Source organism: Parabacteroides sp. Y3-G-102 (assembly GCF_023656845.1).
Lineage (GTDB): Bacteria > Bacteroidota > Bacteroidia > Bacteroidales > Tannerellaceae > Parabacteroides > Parabacteroides distasonis.
This window is the reverse complement of sequence record NZ_JAMOKU010000049.1, coordinates 19,595-39,287: the sequence shown is the minus strand read 5'-3', so window position 1 is coordinate 39,287 and position 19,693 is coordinate 19,595. Positions and strand designations below refer to the sequence as shown.

21 protein-coding genes are annotated in these 19,693 nt (G+C 43.7%); 2 read left to right on the top strand and 19 right to left on the bottom strand.

The window, feature by feature from the left end:
* The first annotated feature begins 167 nt into the window (after positions 1–167).
* Positions 168–500 carry a hypothetical protein gene (locus NBH16_RS19325; protein ID WP_005861592.1) on the top strand — a complete coding sequence of 111 codons (333 nt, stop codon included), beginning with the start codon at positions 168–170 and terminating at the stop codon, positions 498–500.
* Between the two features lie 9 nt (positions 501–509).
* Here NBH16_RS19325 and NBH16_RS19320 read toward each other — a convergent pair whose 3' ends face one another.
* The 19 genes from NBH16_RS19320 to NBH16_RS19230 form a co-directional block, all read right to left on the bottom strand.
* Entirely contained in the window at positions 510–710 is a 201-nt protein-coding gene (locus tag NBH16_RS19320) for a hypothetical protein (RefSeq protein ID WP_005861590.1), read from the bottom strand.
* A 51-nt stretch (positions 711–761) separates the two neighbouring features.
* Positions 762–1,082 (bottom strand): DUF4491 family protein, encoded by a 321-nt coding sequence (locus tag NBH16_RS19315; protein WP_008774116.1) that lies wholly within the window; start codon positions 1,080–1,082, stop codon positions 762–764.
* A gap of 291 nt (positions 1,083–1,373) precedes the next feature.
* Positions 1,374–1,754 carry a preprotein translocase subunit SecG gene (secG, locus tag NBH16_RS19310; RefSeq protein ID WP_057327074.1) on the bottom strand — a complete coding sequence of 127 codons (381 nt, stop codon included), beginning with the start codon at positions 1,752–1,754 and terminating at the stop codon, positions 1,374–1,376.
* 7 nt (positions 1,755–1,761) lie between these two features.
* Positions 1,762–2,529 carry a DUF8458 domain-containing protein gene (locus tag NBH16_RS19305; RefSeq protein ID WP_005865835.1) on the bottom strand — a complete coding sequence of 256 codons (768 nt, stop codon included), beginning with the start codon at positions 2,527–2,529 and terminating at the stop codon, positions 1,762–1,764.
* Between the two features lies 1 nt (position 2,530).
* Complete coding sequence (locus tag NBH16_RS19300) at positions 2,531–3,067, bottom strand: LptE family protein (RefSeq protein WP_005861582.1); 537 nt, start codon at positions 3,065–3,067, stop codon at positions 2,531–2,533.
* 4 nt (positions 3,068–3,071) lie between these two features.
* Positions 3,072–4,262, bottom strand: a complete 1,191-nt coding sequence (locus NBH16_RS19295; RefSeq protein WP_005865833.1) for a sigma-54 interaction domain-containing protein — start codon at positions 4,260–4,262, stop codon at positions 3,072–3,074.
* A gap of 104 nt (positions 4,263–4,366) precedes the next feature.
* A complete protein-coding gene (locus NBH16_RS19290) occupies positions 4,367–5,194 on the bottom strand; it encodes a lysophospholipid acyltransferase family protein (protein ID WP_005865831.1) in 828 nt (275 codons plus the stop codon).
* A 3-nt stretch (positions 5,195–5,197) separates the two neighbouring features.
* A complete protein-coding gene (locus NBH16_RS19285) occupies positions 5,198–6,085 on the bottom strand; it encodes a CDP-alcohol phosphatidyltransferase family protein (protein ID WP_005861576.1) in 888 nt (295 codons plus the stop codon).
* Between the two features lie 7 nt (positions 6,086–6,092).
* Positions 6,093–6,821 (bottom strand): SDR family NAD(P)-dependent oxidoreductase, encoded by a 729-nt coding sequence (locus NBH16_RS19280; RefSeq protein ID WP_005865829.1) that lies wholly within the window; start codon positions 6,819–6,821, stop codon positions 6,093–6,095.
* Between the two features lie 11 nt (positions 6,822–6,832).
* Positions 6,833–7,300 carry an FAD synthase family protein gene (locus NBH16_RS19275; RefSeq protein ID WP_005861572.1) on the bottom strand — a complete coding sequence of 156 codons (468 nt, stop codon included), beginning with the start codon at positions 7,298–7,300 and terminating at the stop codon, positions 6,833–6,835.
* Between the two features lie 168 nt (positions 7,301–7,468).
* Positions 7,469–8,578, bottom strand: a complete 1,110-nt coding sequence (gene pdxA, locus NBH16_RS19270; RefSeq protein ID WP_005865827.1) for a 4-hydroxythreonine-4-phosphate dehydrogenase PdxA — start codon at positions 8,576–8,578, stop codon at positions 7,469–7,471.
* 16 nt (positions 8,579–8,594) lie between these two features.
* The gene (locus NBH16_RS19265; RefSeq protein WP_005865825.1) at positions 8,595–9,632 is read right to left on the bottom strand and encodes a DUF4837 family protein; all 1,038 of its coding nucleotides are present in this window, start codon (positions 9,630–9,632) and stop codon (positions 8,595–8,597) included.
* Positions 9,633–9,648: 16 nt separating this feature from the next.
* Positions 9,649–10,680, bottom strand: coding sequence for a dual-specificity RNA methyltransferase RlmN (gene rlmN / locus NBH16_RS19260; RefSeq protein WP_005865823.1), 1,032 nt, complete (start codon positions 10,678–10,680; stop codon positions 9,649–9,651).
* Between the two features lie 136 nt (positions 10,681–10,816).
* On the bottom strand, positions 10,817–12,952 hold the full coding sequence (locus NBH16_RS19255; protein ID WP_005861564.1) for a peptidylprolyl isomerase: 2,136 nt from the start codon (positions 12,950–12,952) through the stop codon (positions 10,817–10,819).
* Between the two features lie 96 nt (positions 12,953–13,048).
* On the bottom strand, positions 13,049–14,302 hold the full coding sequence (locus NBH16_RS19250; RefSeq protein ID WP_005865821.1) for a hemolysin family protein: 1,254 nt from the start codon (positions 14,300–14,302) through the stop codon (positions 13,049–13,051).
* A 1-nt stretch (position 14,303) separates the two neighbouring features.
* A complete protein-coding gene (lptC, locus tag NBH16_RS19245; RefSeq protein WP_008774124.1) occupies positions 14,304–14,969 on the bottom strand; it encodes an LPS export ABC transporter periplasmic protein LptC in 666 nt (221 codons plus the stop codon).
* A gap of 2 nt (positions 14,970–14,971) precedes the next feature.
* The gene (locus NBH16_RS19240; protein WP_005865816.1) at positions 14,972–16,336 is read right to left on the bottom strand and encodes a tetratricopeptide repeat protein; all 1,365 of its coding nucleotides are present in this window, start codon (positions 16,334–16,336) and stop codon (positions 14,972–14,974) included.
* 85 nt (positions 16,337–16,421) lie between these two features.
* Positions 16,422–17,702, bottom strand: a complete 1,281-nt coding sequence (bamG, locus tag NBH16_RS19235; protein ID WP_005865814.1) for a BamG family beta-barrel-assembly machinery protein — start codon at positions 17,700–17,702, stop codon at positions 16,422–16,424.
* The gene (locus tag NBH16_RS19230) at positions 17,689–18,516 is read right to left on the bottom strand and encodes a type III pantothenate kinase (RefSeq protein WP_005865812.1); all 828 of its coding nucleotides are present in this window, start codon (positions 18,514–18,516) and stop codon (positions 17,689–17,691) included. Before NBH16_RS19230 ends, bamG begins: the two co-directional genes overlap by 14 nt.
* Before the next feature lie 36 nt (positions 18,517–18,552).
* On the opposite strand from NBH16_RS19230, the gene NBH16_RS19225 reads away from it, so the two are divergent.
* The gene (locus tag NBH16_RS19225) at positions 18,553–19,599 is read left to right on the top strand and encodes a DUF2776 domain-containing protein (RefSeq protein WP_005861552.1); all 1,047 of its coding nucleotides are present in this window, start codon (positions 18,553–18,555) and stop codon (positions 19,597–19,599) included.
* The last annotated feature ends 94 nt before the right edge of the window (positions 19,600–19,693 follow it).

Here is a 19,693-nt window from a genome sequence, read left to right as displayed (position 1 = left end):
AAAGTATCTCTGATGGCAGAATCAACTGTGCCAATGCTAATAGTCCTTGATTGTTCATGGTACAAAGGTGCAAATTTTCTATAGAATTAAAGAATTTTCCCCCTGATTTATCGGGTGAGCCATAATGTCTACTTTAGCCCCCAATACAACAAATAACAAAAAGAGAGATGAAGATGGTGAAAGGGATATACGTGTTGCTGACAATGTTCTTATTGATAGGATGCGCTACGGTAATGAATCCTTATAAAATGGACAACCGGATGCATAAGATAGAGCTAGGGATGACCAAGCAAAAGGTTATATCGATACTAGGAAAGGATTTTGAGTCGGCTGGCGCACGGATAACCCCCGACGGCCCGATAGAGAGTATCAGTTATAAGACGGTAACCATGACGATAGCCGACTACTCTGAAGGCTACTACATCCTAAGCTTCAAGAATGGGATACTAGTGGAGTGGTTCAAGGAAAAGACACCGATCAATAACAATACAGCGAACTAAGGTCTCCTTTTAGGCCACTAAAAACAAATAAGGCAGATGCCTCTGGGCATCTGCCTTCATTCTTTTACGATTATAAACTTTCTTCGATACATGAATCCGGTTATGACTGACCGGCCTGCCGTGGTTTTCTAACTCGGCCTCACGACTACCTTTCCGGTTAGCCTTTATGTACTCGACTAACGGATCTTGCTTTTTTCTCTTTGTCTTCATAGCTTTATTGCTTTTATATCGCTTTCACGAGCGCAAAGATACGAAAAGAATTCATTTCACCTCACTATCGTCCCAAGGGTATTTTCTTTTCGGATTTCTAGGGAACCAACCTTTCTGCACACGCTCCTCCTGCTCGAAAATCTCCTTGATCGTCCAGAACGATGAGAAGGCGAATACGCCGCAAATAGCGGACACAAACACGCTGTCTATAAACAGGGAGGCTATCACTCCTAAAATCCCCAAGACAAGGAATATCCACCAGCATTTCGTCCCCCAATAATACTCGGCCTTCACGACTACCGGATGAAACAGACCGATAATCAAAAATGTAACGATACCGATCAACAACCCATCAAAATTTATCATATCCATATCTGAGTATTTATACTTATTACTATTATATGTAACAAATATACGAACAATATTCCACTTAACTGATCATTTCTTTCTATGAAGAGATAGAAGCCCCTATTCGCAATAATCGTCTCACAAAGATGAAACGATCTTTTCATATACGTGATACGATCTTTTCACCCTTGTGATACGATCTTTTCACATAAGTGAAAAGATCAAGACCTAAAGAAGCTTCCACTTAAAGTAGCACAAAAAAAGCCACATCCATTGTTAGTGGATATGGCTTCTATATTATTCTCAAATACAATCTTATTTGTTGCTTTCCTCCGCAGGTGTAGTAGCGGGAGTTTCCTCTGCCGGAACTGCCGGTTGTTGCGCTGTACCAAAGTCCGGAGCGATCGTGTTAGGATCGATAGAGACAGCGTCGTTCACTTGTTGCTTGATCTCTGATTGAGCGGCATGCTCAGTTCTGGGGATAAATGCGGTAATCACGATACTCAGTACGATTACGGCACCCGCCAAACTCCAAGTAGCTTTCTCCAAAAAGTCTGTGGTCTTACGTACACCCATGATTTGGTTAGAAGAAGAGAATCCTGAAGCCAAACCTCCACCTTTTGAGTTCTGGATCAACACGATCAAGATTAATAGTATAGAGGCAATCAGGATTAAGATAGAAATAAATACGTACATCTTAGTTTTATTTTTTAGTGTTAATAATCAACTTTTCCAAAAATCTGATTTGGTCTGCAAAGTAAACATTTTTTTCTGGATATTTCAAGCTTAAGTTTTTAATAATTTGCAAAGCCTTATCATATCGCTTCTGTTTTATATAAATCCGGGCTAAAGTTTCCGTAAGGCACGAGTCTTCCAGCGATTTGGACTGCTCATCATCCAAATCTTTCACCGACTCTGGAGTCTCCGCACGGCTGGTTTCCTCACGGATTTCCAGCCCACTACCCGGCATACGCTGTTGGTCATTTTTAATGAACGAATCGATCAAGTCGTGATGTCGAAGCCTATTCTCCGCATCCTCTCCAGATGGCTTCTCTTCTTCCTCTTTCGATAATGACCAAAACATATAATCTGACGATACCGATGGCTGGAACAGGAACGAGGCTTCTTTCTTAGGCTCCGGTTCCTCGTTACGGTTAGAGAGGAATGCGTCTATCAAGGAGAAAGTATCCTCTTTTCGCATATCCGGCTCATGCTCCACACGGGAGTTCAAGCCATATTTATCTCCCTCTATCAGTTGGAACAGCTTTTTCCGGTCCGGCAAGAATATCGCCATCTTCTCCAGCTCCAAGGTAAAACTCATATCATTTAATACGGCCAGATTCTTTAGATACAACATCCGTGCCACTTGAAAATACGGGTAATCCTCCACGATTCGTCGCAACTCAAGAAGAGTCCCCTCGGTCAATTCCGAAGGCTCCTCCATCAAACGATATAAATCCTCCGCCCTCATTCTACCAATTGGCAACCGTAGCGTTATAGATTTGGTCTACTATTTCCTCTATGATTTCCTCGCATAATGTTCCCTCTACCTGCTGCGGCATCAAGTTACTGTCGAACTCGCGGTAAGCGGAGAACGACTGCTCAAAATCCTCATCCGGGTTAACCCGGTTGGAGTAACGAACCCGCACCGTGATCGTCAACCTCGTCTGCGAGGCGATAGCATCCTCCTTCACGGCCATTGGAGCGAAATCGTAACCAGTGATCTCACCCTCCAACTCAAGGTCGCCATTGCTCGGAACCAGTTGCAGACGAGTCTGACGGATGTAAATATCCTTCAAATCCTCCGTAAACTGCGGCGCAAGGGTCGGATTCACGTAGGGAGCTTGGTTCGTGAAGTCACGAATCGTAATGGTCTTCACCTTCGTATAATCGATAGAGGCTCCATTAAACTTATAGGAAATAGAGCAAGCCGTAGCCAATACCGTCAAAAATGAGAGTATAAGCCAATTGGCTGCCGACAAACGTATGTTGACAATCTTCTTTAGCATATTTTTATTCCAAATTGTATTCCTTGATTTTTCGATATAACGTACGCTCCGATATCTTCAAGTCGGCTGCCGCGTTCTTCCGTCGCCCGTTATGCTTCTCCAAAGCCTTACGGATCATCTCCTTCTCCACCTCTTCCAAGGATAAAGTCTCCTCTTCCACATCCTCGGCATCTTGGATCGTCGGGTGCATGGCATGAACTGCCGCCGGATGGATCGGATGCGCATAAGGGGTATCGTCTGCCACCGTTGGCATCGGGATATTCCCTCCCATGATATCATGCACTAATTTCTTTAGCTCGTTCACGTCCTTTTTCATATCGAACAAGACTTGATAAAGGATCTCCCGCTCGCTGTTAAATATCTTTTGATCCGGATCTTGCTTCACCAATACCGGATATTTCTCTACGTTCACGTTCGGCAGATAAAGGCGCAGGACATCCGCCGTTATATCCCGTGTCTCCTCGATCACGGAGATACGTTCCGTGATGTTTTTCAACTCACGCACGTTACCCGGCCAACGGTAAGAAACCAATAATTGACGGGCCTCATCATCCAAGCGGATCGGCGGCATCCGGTATTTCTCGGCGCAATCACTGGCGAACTTACGAAATAATAAGACGATATCTTCCGGACGCTCCCGCAAGGGAGGCACTTGAATAGGCACCGTATTCAAACGATAGTACAAATCCTCCCGGAATTTACCTTCCGAAACCGCCTGCACTAAATTCACGTTCGTAGCGGCAACGATACGAACGTTCGTCTTCTGTACCTTAGAGGAACCGACCTTGATAAACTCACCCGTCTCCAACACACGAAGCAAGCGTGCTTGCGTAGGAGTTGGCAGCTCTCCTACCTCATCCAAGAAGATCGTTCCACCGTCCGCTACCTCGAAATACCCTTTACGGTCGGCCAACGCCCCGGTAAAAGAACCTTTCTCGTGCCCGAAAAGCTCCGAGTCTATCGTCCCTTCCGGAATGGCGCCACAGTTTACGGCTATATATTGTCCATGCTTACGCTGACTGTTCTGATGAATAATTTGAGGGAAAGTCTCCTTTCCGACACCACTTTCTCCTGTAATAAGAACAGATAAGTCGGTTGGCGCTACCTGGAGCGCAACATCGATCGCACGATTTAATCCGGGGTTATTACCAATAATCCCAAAACGCTGTTTTATCTGTTGTACATCAACCTTCATCACTCTTTCACTTTTAAAATCTGTAATTATTTCAGTTACTCTGCCAAAATTACAAATCTTAATTCAAACTACCACTATTGATAACAGATTCTATCGATCGTTTCTTATTTTTTAGCACCATATGTACGTTTATACAAGAACTCGGCAAGATCCTTGTCTTCCGGGATGGCGGCGATCTCTTCCGGCAAGATAGGCTCACCGATATATACATCCGCTTTCTTTCCACGCTTATTGAAAGCCTCTGTAGGAATACGCAAGGTACGTATTTGCCAGCTGATATTCCCTAGCCAATAGAAAAAATGGGTATTTTGGAAATCAAAATAAACAGGGTATACCGGTGCTTTCGCCTTACGAACTAAGCGGATCACGCTATGCGCCCACGATAAATCCCGTACCTGTTTCTCTTTTTTATTATAAAATGAGATCGCTCCAGCAGGGAAGAAACCCATCGGATGACCTTCTTTCAGGCGTTGCAGGGATAGTCGCACGCCATTGACATTCGCCGGATTCGCCCCTCGCTTGTGGGAATCGGGCACCACGGATATGAAATTATCCTCCATCGCCCCGATCTTCGTCAAGATGCCGTTCACCATCACCTTAAAGTCCGGACGGCGGGAAGCGAAAATATCAATCAGCATGATTCCATCCAACGACCCGATCGGATGGTTGGAAACGGTAACAAAAGCCCCTTCCGGCAGATGATCTAAAATCTCTTTATTATGAACCTCATAGCTGAGATCGATAATGGGGTCATGCAATAAAGCGGAAGTAAACTCAGCGCCCCGTAAATGACAATTCCGGGCATGTACCTTATTAACCAGATCCACACGTAAGCACTTTATCAGCAACTTACCCAACCATGTCCCCACTCGCCCCTTGAAGAACGGGACCATCTCTTGCAAATCGTAAATGTCAACAACACTCTTCTTCATACTTTATCCTAAAAACGAGGCACACATCTTCTCGTGTTTCCTCATCACTATCGCTAGTACGATGTTCAACACGATGATCTCGTATAGGTAATAAGCCCAGACCTGTCCCGTTAGTACGATCACAAACATAACCATCGTCCGGCCATTAAAGGTCAACAAGTCTATGTAACGCATTAAATGACGACTCTGTTTACGAAAGTCCACACGGATATTCTCCGGAATATTATCCCCATACTTCGCATGCAAATTTTGTAACATACTCTGTAAGGTAGGCGTAGCCTTCACTTGCAACATCGTATACCAACGATATAAGAAGTAGAAAAACTTGTTAATGCCATACTTCATCTCCTTATGTTTCGCCTCCACCTGTTCCAAAGACTGAAACTCCGATCCTTTATCCTTACTGATAAAATAAAGGTGAAGCGTCTTATAATAATCCGTGATATTCGCTTGGACTAAATGAGACAGACCGGATAAGACCGCCAAGGCAAAGAACCAATCCGTACCGTAATCATGAGACAGACGAAGAGCGAATCCGATATAGATCGAAGCGAACCAGATATCCCCGGCGAATCCGTCCAAGATACGCCCGATAGCGGACTTGATCCCTGTAAGACGTGCCAGCTGCCCATCCACGCAGTCGAGGATATTGGCAAATACCAACAATAATATACCACAGATATTATATGTCAAATTATCGTGATAAAACATAAATCCGACCGCCGCACCCACGAAGATCGAGATAACCGTAATCATATTCGGGGTAATCCCCGTGCCTCGCAACATACGAGCAATACGAAATCCTATCGGACGATAAAAAATTCGGTCTATCTTATTTTCTGTTTCTATCGACTTTAACGATGCTTCGTATTCCTTATCCAACTCGCTCATTTGTTTCTTATTTATACGAGTAACCGCCATCCACAACGACTACCTCGCCATTAAAATAACTATTCTCTATCAACATTTTATAAACTTCCGCCAATTCATCCGGGTCGCAGAACCGTCCCAAAGAGACCTTGTTCTCTATATTCCGACGGATCTCGGCAGGCTTTGTTTTCTGCCATTCCGTATCGACAAAACCGGGAGCCACGGCATTCACACGCAGTTCATAGGGAACTAAGAACTTCACCATATTTTTGACCAGCGCATGAACAGCACTTTTCGTCACCCCATATGCCAAGGATACCGAATGAGGCTGTATTCCCATCAAGGAACCCGTAAACACGATACTTCCCCCCTTATTAATCCGTCCAACAATCTTCTGTAAGAGGAAGACCGGGAAATGGATATTAGCAAAGAAAACCCGTTCCCAATCCTCGAATGAAAGTTCCTCAAAAGGATCCCGACAGGTCATTCCCGCATTGAACACAAGGCCGTCCAAACGTAGCCTATTCTCCTCCAAGAAAGAATCGATAACCCCGATCGTATTCCGATCCGAGATATCGGCCCGCAGAATAGAAACCTGTATATCGAAACGCCCCACCAACTCGCTACGTACCTCCTCTGCGGCCGCTTGGTCGGAAGCATAAGTCAGTATAAGGTTATATCCGGCCTTTCCTAAACAGGACGCTACCGCCTTTCCTATCCCTTTTGTCCCACCGGTAATTAAAATAAATTTATCCATGAAACTGATCGTTATTTAGCGGCAGATCCTTTCACTGTTTCCGGCTTCGCCTGACGTTGGGTTGTCAGATTCGCCTCATAAGAATCATGTATCGTTTTTTTCAGATTCGAGGAGGAAACCCCCGTTCCGTAAGGGAAATAAAATACCTGAACGCCTAAATCCTTCAGATAGTCGTACTTTCCGAACCAGTCATCACCTACCACGAAAGCGTCGATATTCAGCTTCTTCACGATTTCCGTATGATCCAAGGAATGTTGTGGAATAACGATATCGGGGGTCTTCAACGCCTCGATGATCTGCAAACGTTCATGGAACGGAATGATCGGCTTCGCTTTATAAGAAGAGACCAACTCATCTGTACTAACCCCGACGATCAATATATCCGCCAAACTACGGGCGTAATTGATCATCCTAAGATGATTATAATGGAACATATCAAACGTCCCGGATGTATATACTATCGTTTTGTCTTTAAACATAATCGTAATTTTCGTTTTAAACCGCAAACTTACGCAAACTTTTCCTATCTTAAAAGTTTAAAACCAAAAAGCGTCCCACGCCCCATACAAAAATGTCATGTCAATAACATCCATTCGTTATTAACATGACATTTTATGTATTTATTGAAACTTGTCAGGAAAGATCTACTATAATCCGTCCGTATCGTCCTCTTTCGTCAAGTCCAGTTTCTCATTATCCCCCCCCCTATCGAAATATTGCTTACGCAACGGATTGGCGGTAGCCTCTTGATAACGCAACCGGTTCCGGAAGATATCCAACGCCGCATATAAGGCTTGGCGGAACGACTCTTCCGAAGCCACGTTCTGCCCGGCTATGTCATAAGCTGTTCCGTGTGCCGGAGAAGTCCGTACGATCGGCAATCCTGCCGTATAGTTCACCCCGTCATCCATCGCCAACGTCTTGAAAGGAGCGAGCCCTTGATCATGATACATCGCTAAGACACCATCAAATTTATCATACATCTGCGAACCAAAGAAACCGTCAGCCGCATAAGGGCCAAATGACATTACGCCTTTTTTCTCCGCCTCTTGCATTGCCGGTATGATAATCGTCTCCTCTTCCGTACCCAGCAATCCGGCATCACCGGCATGAGGGTTTAAGGAAAGAACCGCGATACGTGGCTTCACAATACCGAAGTCTTGCTTTAACGACTGATTGAAAATACGCAGCTTATTCACGATATCGCCCACGTTGATGGAAGACGCAACTTGCGACAATGGAATATGCCCCGTCACCAAAGCGACACGAAGATCATCTTTCATCAAGATCATCAAGGCTTTTTTATCCAAGCCACCGAAGCATTTCTCCAAATACTCAGTATGCCCGGGAAAATGAAAATCCTCGTTCTGGATATTATGTTTATTGATCGGGGCGGTAAGCAGTACATCCACTACTCCCCGCTTCATATCCGTAACTGCTGCTTCCAACGCCTTGAAAGCCGACTCACCGGCAACCGGCGTAGATTTCGACAACTCCACCTTGGTCTCGTCCTCCACGCAGTTAATAATGTTCACCCGGTTTACTCCTGCATCCTCCGCATGTGAAATAATATTCATATTGATAGGAGGAAGCTCCAATGCCTTCCGGTGATAAGCGGCTATCTTGGACGAGCCATAGATAATCGGCGTGCAAAGCTCCGCCATGCGGGTATCGGAAAAGGTCTTTAATATTACCTCATAGCCGATACCATTTATATCTCCGTGGGTGATCCCCACTTTAATCAGTCGTTCTTCCATATATTTTGTTTGTTTATTACTTTTTCTCTTTTGGGATATCCAATGTCTCAGTTACCGGTTCTTCAAATTCACCCGGCAAACGTAACGTAAATAAGGCAGCTTCTATTCTACGCATGAAATTACGCTTGTCTGTCTCCGGAGCATACACAAATCCCTCGGCTACAACCACACGATGATTCTTTTCATCCAAGCGGGTGTGGCTTACGAACGGGCCTCCCATCATATCGCCTTGCATTCTCCACAAACCGCGCATCACGCCGCAATATTTACCATTTAAGGTTATTGGCGTATACTCCACTCCCGCACGCGTTTCTGTTTGCATATAGGAACCCGGGAACGAACCCGGCAGGTTCGCCTTCAATACAGAATCTCGTTTAGCGACCAGATATTCCTCCGTAAACGTATTCGGATCAGTATAAGGGAAAGTATATACGATTAAGTCCATACGGCCTGTGTTAGCGTTATTGGAAGACCAGAAGAAATCTGTCGTATCCTTATAGTACGTGAAGTTTGCCGGAGCGTTTAACATCACGTTCAGGTCGCTTTTCAGGTTATCCATAACCACCATACTATATTCCTTTTGTAATTGCTCTATCGCACGATTCATCTCCACCTTTACGAAGAAATCGACCAACGCCTTCTCATGGGTCTTTGAATACTCGACGATCGACTCCGTATTAGGAGCTTTCAGCGAAACAACCACCTGCCCTCTAGCCCAGACATTATTCTCGTAGCCTACAGAAACTTTCGTATAAGCGGTGGGGTCTATCGTAACCACTAATATATTCCTTACATACCGTAACAGACCTGTAAAATCCTTTGGTTGTACGTAGGTAATCTTCAAAGAAGGCTCGGCTTGCGGAAGTCCGGGCACCGAAGAGGCCAACTCAGACTTTATGGCTTCTCCCGCAGGGCCTTTCCAATCCTTTTGATCCATAACCACGACAACCTCATATGCGAAGCCCGTAGCTTGAGTCATCACAGAACCTGAATTACATGCTCCCATCAAAACAAGAAGCAGCAACATACCGATGAATAAAGAACGTGTTTTCATACCCGTGTGTTTTATATTATACAAATGTAACATTTTTCGCGGTAGAAAGCATTCCACAAGCGGCGAAAATATCCTCCCCACGTGATGCCCTTATCGTACATACAACTCCTTTGGCGTTTAAGAAATCCCGAAACGCCTCCATTTTAACGATATCGGAAGTCTCTAAAGACACATTCGGTATCGCATGAAAACGGATCAAGTTTACCCGACAAGGAATTCCACCTAATAAACAACTCAAAGCTTCGGCATGTTTCAAGCTATCGTTCAAATTTTTAAAAACAATGTACTCAAAAGAGACACGTCGTTGATGCGAAAAATCATATTGTTTGATTAAATCGATCACCTCCCTCGCTGGGAATGCCTTTTCAACCGGCATCAAGGAAAGACGTTCCATAGGATAGGGCGAGTGCAGACTTACGGCCAGATGACATTCGCTCTCCTCTAAAAAGCGTTTCAAGCCTTTCGTCACACCAATGGTTGAAACCGTGATACGCTTCGGGCTCCACGCATATCCATACGGGGCCGTGAGTATTTCCAAAACCTTGAAAAGCTCGTCTACGTTATCCAGTGGCTCCCCCATTCCCATGAAAACGATATTCGTCAATGAATCGTTTTCCGGCAAGGACTGGATCTGGTTCAATATTTGGTTCGCTGTCAGGTTTGCCGTGAAACCTTGTTTTCCCGTCATACAAAACAAGCAATTCATTTTGCATCCGACTTGAGAAGAGACGCAAAGAGTCGCCCGATCATCCGTAGGAATATAAACAGACTCAACAAAACGCCCCGGTCCGGCAGCATATAGATATTTGATCGTACCGTCTTTCGACTTTTGATACTCAGATGGCGGATAAGCCCCGATCTCGAATGAATCCTCTAATAAAGCACGTTTGGCTACCGCTATATTTGTCATCTCCGAAATCCGGGTTATTTTCTTCTTATAAATCCAATCGGCCATTTGCTTAGCCGCATATGCGGGAAGACCCACCTCAGACGCCACACCTTTCAGTTCCTCCAAGGTCATCCCTAATAATTGTCTTTTGTCAACCATGCTATCGATATTTTCTTATTCGCGAAAGTACGAGAAATATTCCACAAAATAAAGATCCCCTATTTTGCCGTCAAAATAAATATATCTTGACGACAAAACAGGGGATCTTTTTTATCTTAAGTATAAATACTCTTTATTAATAGAAACGGATACGGTTGTCTTCCACCTTAGCGTTGTTGACCATAGATTGGATAGCTTGGAATCCTACACGATACGCGTTCGAAGCATCCAACGCACGGATTTCCTCAGCCTCGTTGAACTCCTTACCATCTTTATTTCTTGCGTATACCTTGAACACATATACACCGTTGTTACCTTTAACCGGAGCACTTACTTGGTCAACTTGAGCCATAGAAACCATAGCGTTCAAGTTCGGTTCGATACCGATACCAGCGATACGGCGAGTACCAAAGTTCACGAACTTTACAGAGTCTACAGAAGAACCCATCGTTTCAGCATATGCCTCAACTGAAGTTAAATTCTTAGCAGCCAATTCCTGAGCGATCTTATCGCCTTTTTTCTGGGCAGCCAATTCAGCTCTCAAAGCCGGAGCGACCATATCAACCGGACGATACCCCTCGGAAATACTTCCTTCTACAGCAGCCACGACAAATTTATCACTACACTCGAAGATCTCAGAGATAGAACCTTTATCGTTCTGGAACGCCCAACGAATTACCGGACGTGAATTCTTGATAGAACCTAACAACTGATCATCCGTAGTAACCGTTGCACCTGAAATCAAGTTATAACCGGCTTCCTTCGCATTCTCCTCCAATTTAGCCATAGAGTTGTTCTTCGATACGAACTGATTCAACTCATTGTAGATGTTGCTATAGGTCTTAGAGCTAGGAGATACAGTCATGTCGATATCTGCGATCTTATATTTTTCAACATTTCCTGTTTTCTCTGTTACTTTTACAAGGTGAGTACCATATAAAGATTTCACAACCGCTACCTCATTCAATGGAGTTGAGAAGACAGCCTTCTTAAAATCATCATTCACACCTCTCAAAGCGGTAACCTCTGTAAACCAACCTAGTTCACCACCATTCTCGGCGGCTTGGTCTGCTGAGTATTTCTTAGCTAATTCAGCGAAATTAGCGCCACCTTTCAACGCCCCCATCAAGCTATCAGCCAAAGCTGTTGTCTCAGCCTCAGATTTACCGGCCAACATGATGTGGCTAACTTTTACTGAGTCCGGAGCAACCGTCTTATCGACTAGCTTAAACATTCTGTATTTGTCATTCTCGAATACAGGACCATAAACAGCGCCAACCTCAGAAGTCGTAGCGAATTGTTTCATCTCCGGATCCAAAGCCTTCTCCGTGAAGAAAGCGTCAACATAAGGAACCTCAGAGTTCTCGTTTACTACATCAGCCACTCTTTCAGACGTAGCCAGCTCCTCTTTCAAGCTCTCGATCTCGGCCTGTGCCTTATCATAATCCTCTTTACTCGGACGGATATCTACGGCGATATATTTAATTACCTTAGATTCTTTTTGTTTATAAAGCTCCTTGCGTTGGTTATACAATTTCTCGATCTCGCTCTTGCTTACCTCAATCGTTGAATCCGGAATCGTAGCATATGATTGCATAGCGTAAATGATATCCGAATTCTCGGCATTATCATTATAAGCTTCCTTAGCGTCCAATGAATTCGCGGAAATAGCCTTGCTCAATAATGTCGTATATTTTTGCTCCAAACGTTGACGTTTGATGTTCTTCTCCCAGAACAACCAGAAGTTCTTAGCTTGAATCAGCTGTGCCTGTTGATCTGCCGGATAGCTAGCGATATTATCGGAATCGATTTGTTTCAAGAAATTCAACAAAGCGGCCTTATCAAAAGCACCAGTCTGAGGATTCGTAAACATTTGCATTTGTTGGATCAACGGAGAGATATTCTCACCTTGAACCATATCGAACAATTCTTCCGGACTTACTCCCATACCTAATTTAGCAGTAGCCTCGTCCAACACGACCTCTTGTACCATCGCATCGAATACGGACTGGCGAATCTGTGTCATATATTCCTCGGGCAGGCTGGCTGAACCGGATTGCATCTTATACATCTCGGCCATCTCATCAACGCGACCTTGATAATCTTGAATTTTTACAACCTCTCCATCAATCTCGGCGATCCGTTCCTGTGATTGCCTAAAATAAGTAGAACCAGAGTTTAAAAAGTCTCCAATGATAAAAGCGAACAATGCCAAACCCACCACGAGTACCAGCAGTCCTGCTTTGCTTCTAATTTTTTCCAGCGTAGCCATTTATCTTTATTATTTTTTAAAGTTTATTATTTCACATTTTAAGGGCACAAAGATATGAAAAAAAGGAAATTCCACAGCATATAATCCTTTTTTTTATCAAATCCCTACTTTCATACGTACAAGTTCGATCTTCGTAGCCGTTACTTTGATTATCTTAAACGAATATTTATCGATCTGGACAGTCTCGTTCAATTTCGGGAATTTTTGATAGAAGTGCAAGATAAAACCGGCGATGGTGACATAATCATCCGACTCCGGAAGATCCAACCCGAACATTTCGTTCAAGGTATCAATCTCCATTCTACCCGACAGCAAATACTCATTGTCCGATACTTTTTTAGCCACATGCGACTTCATATCGTGCTCGTCCTCAATCTCTCCGAAAATCTCCTCCACCAAATCCTCAAGTGTCACGATACCCGACGTACCGCCAAACTCATCCACGACAACAGCCAAGCTCTTCTTCTCTTGCATCAGCAGTTTCATCAGTTTATTCGCCGCCATCGTCTCCGGAACGATCGATACGCTACGGATATGCTGGGTCCAATCCTCCGGATTCTTGAAAAGCTCGGAAGAATGGATATACCCGATAATATCGTCAATATTCTCGTTATACACCAATATCTTCGAAAGTCCTGTCTCGATAAACTTAGAACGCAATTCCTCTATCGTAGCAGACGTATCACAGGCTACAATCTCCGTCCGGGGCACGATACAATCCCTCAAACGGACATTCGAGAAGTCTAAGGCGTTTTGGAAAATCTTAACCTCCGTATCCATATCCGAATTTTGCGGAGCATCTTCCAGACTTTGCTGTATAAAATAATCCAAGTCTACCTTGCCTAATGCCTGAGGTGAACTTTTCAAGTTCTTCACGCCCCCTAACTTCAAAATCAAAAAAGATAGCAGGGATGAGAACTTGGAGACCGGATACAGGATGATATATATGATAAATAATGGTATCGCAAATATATTGAGTGATAAATTAGGATTCAACTTAAATATGGTCTTGGGAATAAACTCCCCGGCAAACAAGATCAAGATCGTAGATATCACGGATTGGATAAAAACGATCAATGCCTCATTCGCAACCACCTTGGCTATAAACGGCTCCAATACGATTGCCATCTGAAGACCATAAACGACCAACGCAATATTATTTCCTACCAACATGGTAGAGATAAACAAATTTGGATTACGATAGAAAATACCCAGTATCTTACTGGATAGACTACGTTCCTTCTTATCCAGCTCGAAACGAAGCTTATTGGAGGAGATAAAAGCGATCTCCATCCCGGAAAAGAATGCGGAAAATGCGAGGGAAATTAAAATATAAGTCAGCGTCCCCACCTTAATTACTTTTTATTGAATCTATTTGTGACACATCTACCCGGGCACTATCCCCCTGAGCTGTCCGTGTCGTATCGGCCGGAGCATCGCTCACCGGGAAAATACCTTGTGAGTTAAATATCTTATACTGAGTCATATCTTGGTTCGACTCAAAACCTATACCTGTTATGATCTTATCTTCTTGCTCGATACGCATAAACTTATCAGAATAAACCTTCTCTTGCTTCTGGTCCCAGAACAATTGGGAAGTCTCAAAATGCTCCCCTTGCAGACTTTCCACCTCTACATTACCGATCAGCTCCCAAAGCCCTTTTTTATCATAATAATAGGCTGTATCCGCCTTAATACTCGCTTCTGTCTGGAATAAGGTATCGAACTTCTCCACGTAGATCCCCTCGGGGAAATACCAATGGGGTTCCGCCGCCTTCCCATAAATCTGCCACTCTTTCGCTTTCAAGCGATATCTCGTGATACCAGAATCGGAGATCAAGGATGACACATCCGTAGCCTTCATCGTATAAGTCTTGTCCGGGTCAAACTCAACATCAACCACCTCCTTATGCTCCTTACTGCAAGAGGCAGAAAACAAAAGAAGCATAACAACCACCACGAAGGTAGTTGTTATGCCCATATTTTCCGTTTTACAATGAAAACGATTTCCTATCATAATTACCGAATCGTTGTACGCTCTCCGATCCAACCACCGACAGTGAAAGGTTTGCCCTTCTCCAAATCCGGGTGCATGAAGATCTCCTCCGTAGAAGGAAGGTGAGCACGATAAGATGATATCAAAGTATTAGCCTCTTCAGCAACACTCGGATCTACCTGTTTCGCTTTCTCAAATTTATCGATAGCGGCATTATAAGCAGCTCTTGCCAATACTCCATCATTCGGGAAGACAGATTTAGAAGTAGCGGCATACATCTTGCCGATCAATAAATAAGCATTGCCATAGTTAGGATTTACCTCCAAAGCTTTCTGGCAATATTGTCTAGCCTTTGAATAAGCATTTTGCTCAAACAGCAACAATGCGATCATATAATAATCATCAGCTTTTGAAGTCGCGTCCGTTTCTAAATTCGCGGCCTCATCAAAGTATTTAATAGCCGTATCATAATCCTTTATCTTAACGGCTTTCTTTCCTAGCCCAACAGCAGCCTCGGCACTAGGTTCTTGACGATAAGCATAGTCTGATGCCAAAAAGTAAGCCTCGATTTCTTGGCAACCTGTTCTTCTCAACAAGGATATAGTCTCTTTCAAATAAGGTAAGTTGTCCTTATTCTCCTCGATCTTAGCAGCATACAAATTCTGCAAAGTCTCGCAATCGGCAGCACCACTATTCGCAAAGGCATTATCAACACCACTCTTATATGCGGTCAAGGCATTCACTTCTTTTTGATTGTTTGCAGCCTGCGCAGCTTTTAACTGAGCATCCAAGCCACCAGAAACCTTCAAATAATCTTGAATATACTGTTCTTTGAAATTCGGATCGTTAACCATTTTCTTCATAGAAGAGAAACTAAACAAGGAGAGACCTAGAGCCTCCGTATCAGCACCTTTCTCATCAACGATCTCCTTCAACCAAGTATAGGCCTGATTATAGTCGGCATTATCGCCAGTTTGCGCTAAATAATCTTGCACTTTTCGAGCAACGATCCAGTCTTTTCCATACCGGCGATCATTTCCAAAATATTTCACACGCTTGTCGTAAACTCCCATCAAATCATCAATAAGAGCTTTCTTCTTAGCGGGATCTTTCTCTTGGGCAATCTTCCAGCCCATGATTTTCACACCGTACAAATAGATATCTTTTGTAGCGGCAGGACACTCATCGTACACGATCTTCCAGAAATCAAAGGCGTCTTTGAAGTTTCCGGCTTTCGCGTAAGGAACGAACAAGCTGATATTGGTAATACAACGCACACTATCCTCACCGGAACCGAACTGTGTACCATTATCTACTCCTTTCTGCGCATAAGCGCCCAATGTACCCATAGTACATCCAAGCGCTAGTAATAAAACTTTGATCTTCATATCTCTTTCTATTAAAGTTAGCTATAATATTTATATTCCTTCAAAAAAGTATCATACTCATTAGACCCTTTCGGCCATTCCCGGTTTAATCCACTTTTCGTTTAAAAAACCATAATTCGTTAAATGTATAGTTCACCGTAAACCGGAAATACTGCTCATCAATCATTGTACGTAATTCCGGACGGATCTTCACGTATTCAAATGACAGGTTCACTAATGAACGGTTATCGATCAATGGAAGCCCAAAACCGACACTCGCCCCATATTCATTATAACCATGTCCTTTATAACCATTCTCCTCGGAGCGACTGACTCTTAAGTACGAATTGCTATAATGAAAACCGGCACGGTATCTGATACGCCCCAAATAATTACGATTATCATAACGAGGAATAAACTCGGCACCAGCCGCTACACGTGTACGGTTCTTGAATTGGCCTTTCTCGTTATCAAAATAAGCGTTCGCCCAGTCCTCATATAAGAAGTCCGCAGCTAATGTCAACCGATTCTCTTTCACATAGGAAATACCCGCTCCGTAAGAGTTCGGCATATCAAACCGATAATTCTTAATTGTATCGTTCCTTGTATATCCGGATGTAGCCGAAGAACCGACAAGCTGAGTATCATACACAGTCGTATTCAGCTTTTTCCCGGGAGAATAAACGAAACCTACCGTGACATGCTCCGTCTTACTCAAAGGATGCGTATATTGAATACCAAAATCTAACTTTAAATCACGAATCTCATAACGTTGGTTTCTATACACATCGTCCGCCCCTGTCGAGCTCGGGAAAATCAAGTTGCGGGAATGTGTTATATTTCCAAATAAAAATCCGGCGTTCACACCAATGGAAAGACGCTTCTTCCAAATATCATAGGAGAGCCCTAAATAGGCATCGCTTAAGCCACCTTCGCCACTAAAGCTTTCTCCCCAACTTAAACCGCCCTCGGTACGGCTCTCGCCGAAATCATATCCTACATATGAATAAGGTAATAAACCGATACTCATCGCTAAACGCCGGGTGATCGGAAATTGCATGGCGATATACTCCACGTTTCCATTCATCTGTCGTTGCTTGTTCGTACCGTCATAGAACCAAGACACCTGACCGGACGCACCAAAATCAAAAAGGAATGTCAACGAATCCATGCAACTATAAGATGCTGGATTTAATGGATTTATCTGTTTAGAGGACCTTAATCCATAACCGACTCCACCCATCGCCCTTCCGGCACCAAAAGATCGATCCGCCAACTCTCCATATCCAAATCGCGTATAAGGCGAGTTCGTGTTATTTTGAGCCCACAATGGCAATTGTGTAAAGATAAGAAAACTTATTATTACTACCTTATTAATTTTCAACATTATACTCTAAGATTCTGTTTAATCCTGTCAACACTAAATTAATGTCTGCAAAGATGGAGTTTTTTAGCCGTCTTTCAAAATAAAACGAATGACCGCCTGTTAAAAAAACCAAAAGATCCGGATATTTTACTTTCAGCTCGTCAATATATCCGTCCATCTCGTAAACAATCCCATTCACCACACCCGCTTGGATAGCCGTTTCCGTACTTCTCCCGATAAGCGGTATATCATCCTCTTCCGTTACCAAAGGCAGTTTCTTCGTAAAATGGTTCAACGCTCGAAAACGGGTTGTCATCCCCGGAGAGATATTCCCCCCCAGAAAGATACCCGGCGCTTCTATCACCTCATACGTGATAGCGGTACCGGCATCGATAACCAGCAGATTTTTTCCCGGCCGCAAATAATTCGCCCCCACGACAGCGGCCAAACGGTCCTTGCCTAGCGTTTTCGGCGTCCCATATTCCACCTTGATCGGTAAAGCTACATGTTCATCCAGAAAGACAAAACGCTGAAGCTTATTTTTTAGATAAGCGATCAACTCATCGTCCGTATCTATCACCGTCGATAAAATGCCTTGCGTAAAAGCGTACTTCTCAAAAAGAGCAGCGACCACAGATACACCGAATTGCTTGTATACAAAAGAAGCCTCTATATGCCCATTTTTATACACAGCGACCTTTGATGACGTGTTACCTTGTTCTATAATAAGATTCACTTCTCTGATATTTTCCGCAAAGAAAAACAAAAATGATGAAATAACACGCAAAAACATCGCATAACCTCTAAAATTCTTCTTGAACAAAAAGGATCGCATCTCTGTTTGAAGAAAAATCTAAATAAAAAACAAGTTATGAATTACGGGATTAGTGTCTTATTCAGGGCGATTCCATTGCTAATGGCCCTCTTTTGTTTCGGTTATGGATTTTTTGTCTTTAACTATGGAGTGGACTCCAGCAGATTCGTCGCCGGACCTGTCGTATTCTCTCTTGGCTTTATTTGTATAGCTTTGTTCGCTACGGCAGCGACCATTATTCGTCAAATTATCCATACATATAATAATGTAGCCAGATTCGCTTTGCCTATCCTTGGATATCTCTCGGCAACCATCACTTTTCTGGCGGGCTTTATCTTACTCATGTCCTCACCGGCGCCAGCAGACTTTGTCGCGGGCCATGTCATTTGCGGGGTGGGCCTTATAACCGCATGCGTAGCGACAACGGCTACCGCCTCTACCCGATTCACCTTAATACAAATGAACGCCAAAAGCGACGATCCCAGAATACCAGACAAAGCGTTCAACTTTTGGCAGGGGGTATTCTTGATCCTTGTAGCATCATTTATATCCATAGTCGCATGGATTTGGGCTTACCGGTTGCTAGCGCATAGCGACGAGCATTCCCAATACTTTGTCGCCGGGCACGTGATGGCCGGACTAGCATGTATTTGCAGCAGCTTAATCGCTTTAGTCGCCACGATCGCCCGACAAATAAGAAACACATATTCCCGATTGGAAAAAAGGTTATGGCACCGTTTTGTCATCCTGATGGGATCTATCAGTCTGATATGGGGTCTCTTCGTATTAGGAGATAGCGACCCGGCTAATGCCTCAACCGGATATATCATGATCGGCCTTGGATTAGTTTGCTATAGTATCTCCAGCAAGGTGATCTTGCTGTCTAAAATATGGAGGGAAGAATTCAAGCTTGCCAACCGGATTCCATTGATTCCTATATTCACGGCTTTATTCTGCCTTTTCCTCTCCGCTTTCCTTTTCGAGATGGCGGCCGAGCATAGTTATTATGCCATTCCCGCACGGGTATTGGCCGGACTGGGAGCGATCTGCTTTACGTTGTTCTCCATCGTCAGCATATTGGAAAGCGGAACCTCTTCCAAATAAACTGTTTTTTCATCGTGATGAAAATACTTTTTCTTCACGGTGAAAATACTTTTTCTTCATGATGAAAATGTTTTTTCCTCACAATGAAAAAATC

Excerpts from the sequence above, each read along its gene's own strand:
- NBH16_RS19325 (WP_005861592.1), top strand. The coding sequence starts at position 168 with ATGAAGATGGTGAAAGGGATATACGTGTTGCTGACAATGTTCTTATTG.
- NBH16_RS19320 (WP_005861590.1), bottom strand. The coding sequence starts at position 710 with ATGAAGACAAAGAGAAAAAAGCAAGATCCGTTAGTCGAGTACATAAAG.
- NBH16_RS19315 (WP_008774116.1), bottom strand. The coding sequence starts at position 1,082 with ATGGATATGATAAATTTTGATGGGTTGTTGATCGGTATCGTTACATTT.
- secG (WP_057327074.1), bottom strand. The coding sequence starts at position 1,754 with ATGTACGTATTTATTTCTATCTTAATCCTGATTGCCTCTATACTATTA.
- NBH16_RS19305 (WP_005865835.1), bottom strand. The coding sequence starts at position 2,529 with ATGAGGGCGGAGGATTTATATCGTTTGATGGAGGAGCCTTCGGAATTG.
- NBH16_RS19300 (WP_005861582.1), bottom strand. The coding sequence starts at position 3,067 with ATGCTAAAGAAGATTGTCAACATACGTTTGTCGGCAGCCAATTGGCTT.
- NBH16_RS19295 (WP_005865833.1), bottom strand. The coding sequence starts at position 4,262 with ATGAAGGTTGATGTACAACAGATAAAACAGCGTTTTGGGATTATTGGT.
- NBH16_RS19290 (WP_005865831.1), bottom strand. The coding sequence starts at position 5,194 with ATGAAGAAGAGTGTTGTTGACATTTACGATTTGCAAGAGATGGTCCCG.
- NBH16_RS19285 (WP_005861576.1), bottom strand. The coding sequence starts at position 6,085 with ATGAGCGAGTTGGATAAGGAATACGAAGCATCGTTAAAGTCGATAGAA.
- NBH16_RS19280 (WP_005865829.1), bottom strand. The coding sequence starts at position 6,821 with ATGGATAAATTTATTTTAATTACCGGTGGGACAAAAGGGATAGGAAAG.
- NBH16_RS19275 (WP_005861572.1), bottom strand. The coding sequence starts at position 7,300 with ATGTTTAAAGACAAAACGATAGTATATACATCCGGGACGTTTGATATG.
- pdxA (WP_005865827.1), bottom strand. The coding sequence starts at position 8,578 with ATGGAAGAACGACTGATTAAAGTGGGGATCACCCACGGAGATATAAAT.
- NBH16_RS19265 (WP_005865825.1), bottom strand. The coding sequence starts at position 9,632 with ATGAAAACACGTTCTTTATTCATCGGTATGTTGCTGCTTCTTGTTTTG.
- rlmN (WP_005865823.1), bottom strand. The coding sequence starts at position 10,680 with ATGGTTGACAAAAGACAATTATTAGGGATGACCTTGGAGGAACTGAAA.
- NBH16_RS19255 (WP_005861564.1), bottom strand. The coding sequence starts at position 12,952 with ATGGCTACGCTGGAAAAAATTAGAAGCAAAGCAGGACTGCTGGTACTC.
- lptC (WP_008774124.1), bottom strand. The coding sequence starts at position 14,969 with ATGATAGGAAATCGTTTTCATTGTAAAACGGAAAATATGGGCATAACA.
- NBH16_RS19240 (WP_005865816.1), bottom strand. The coding sequence starts at position 16,336 with ATGAAGATCAAAGTTTTATTACTAGCGCTTGGATGTACTATGGGTACA.
- bamG (WP_005865814.1), bottom strand. The coding sequence starts at position 17,702 with ATGTTGAAAATTAATAAGGTAGTAATAATAAGTTTTCTTATCTTTACA.
- NBH16_RS19230 (WP_005865812.1), bottom strand. The coding sequence starts at position 18,516 with ATGCGATCCTTTTTGTTCAAGAAGAATTTTAGAGGTTATGCGATGTTT.
- NBH16_RS19225 (WP_005861552.1), top strand. The coding sequence starts at position 18,553 with ATGAATTACGGGATTAGTGTCTTATTCAGGGCGATTCCATTGCTAATG.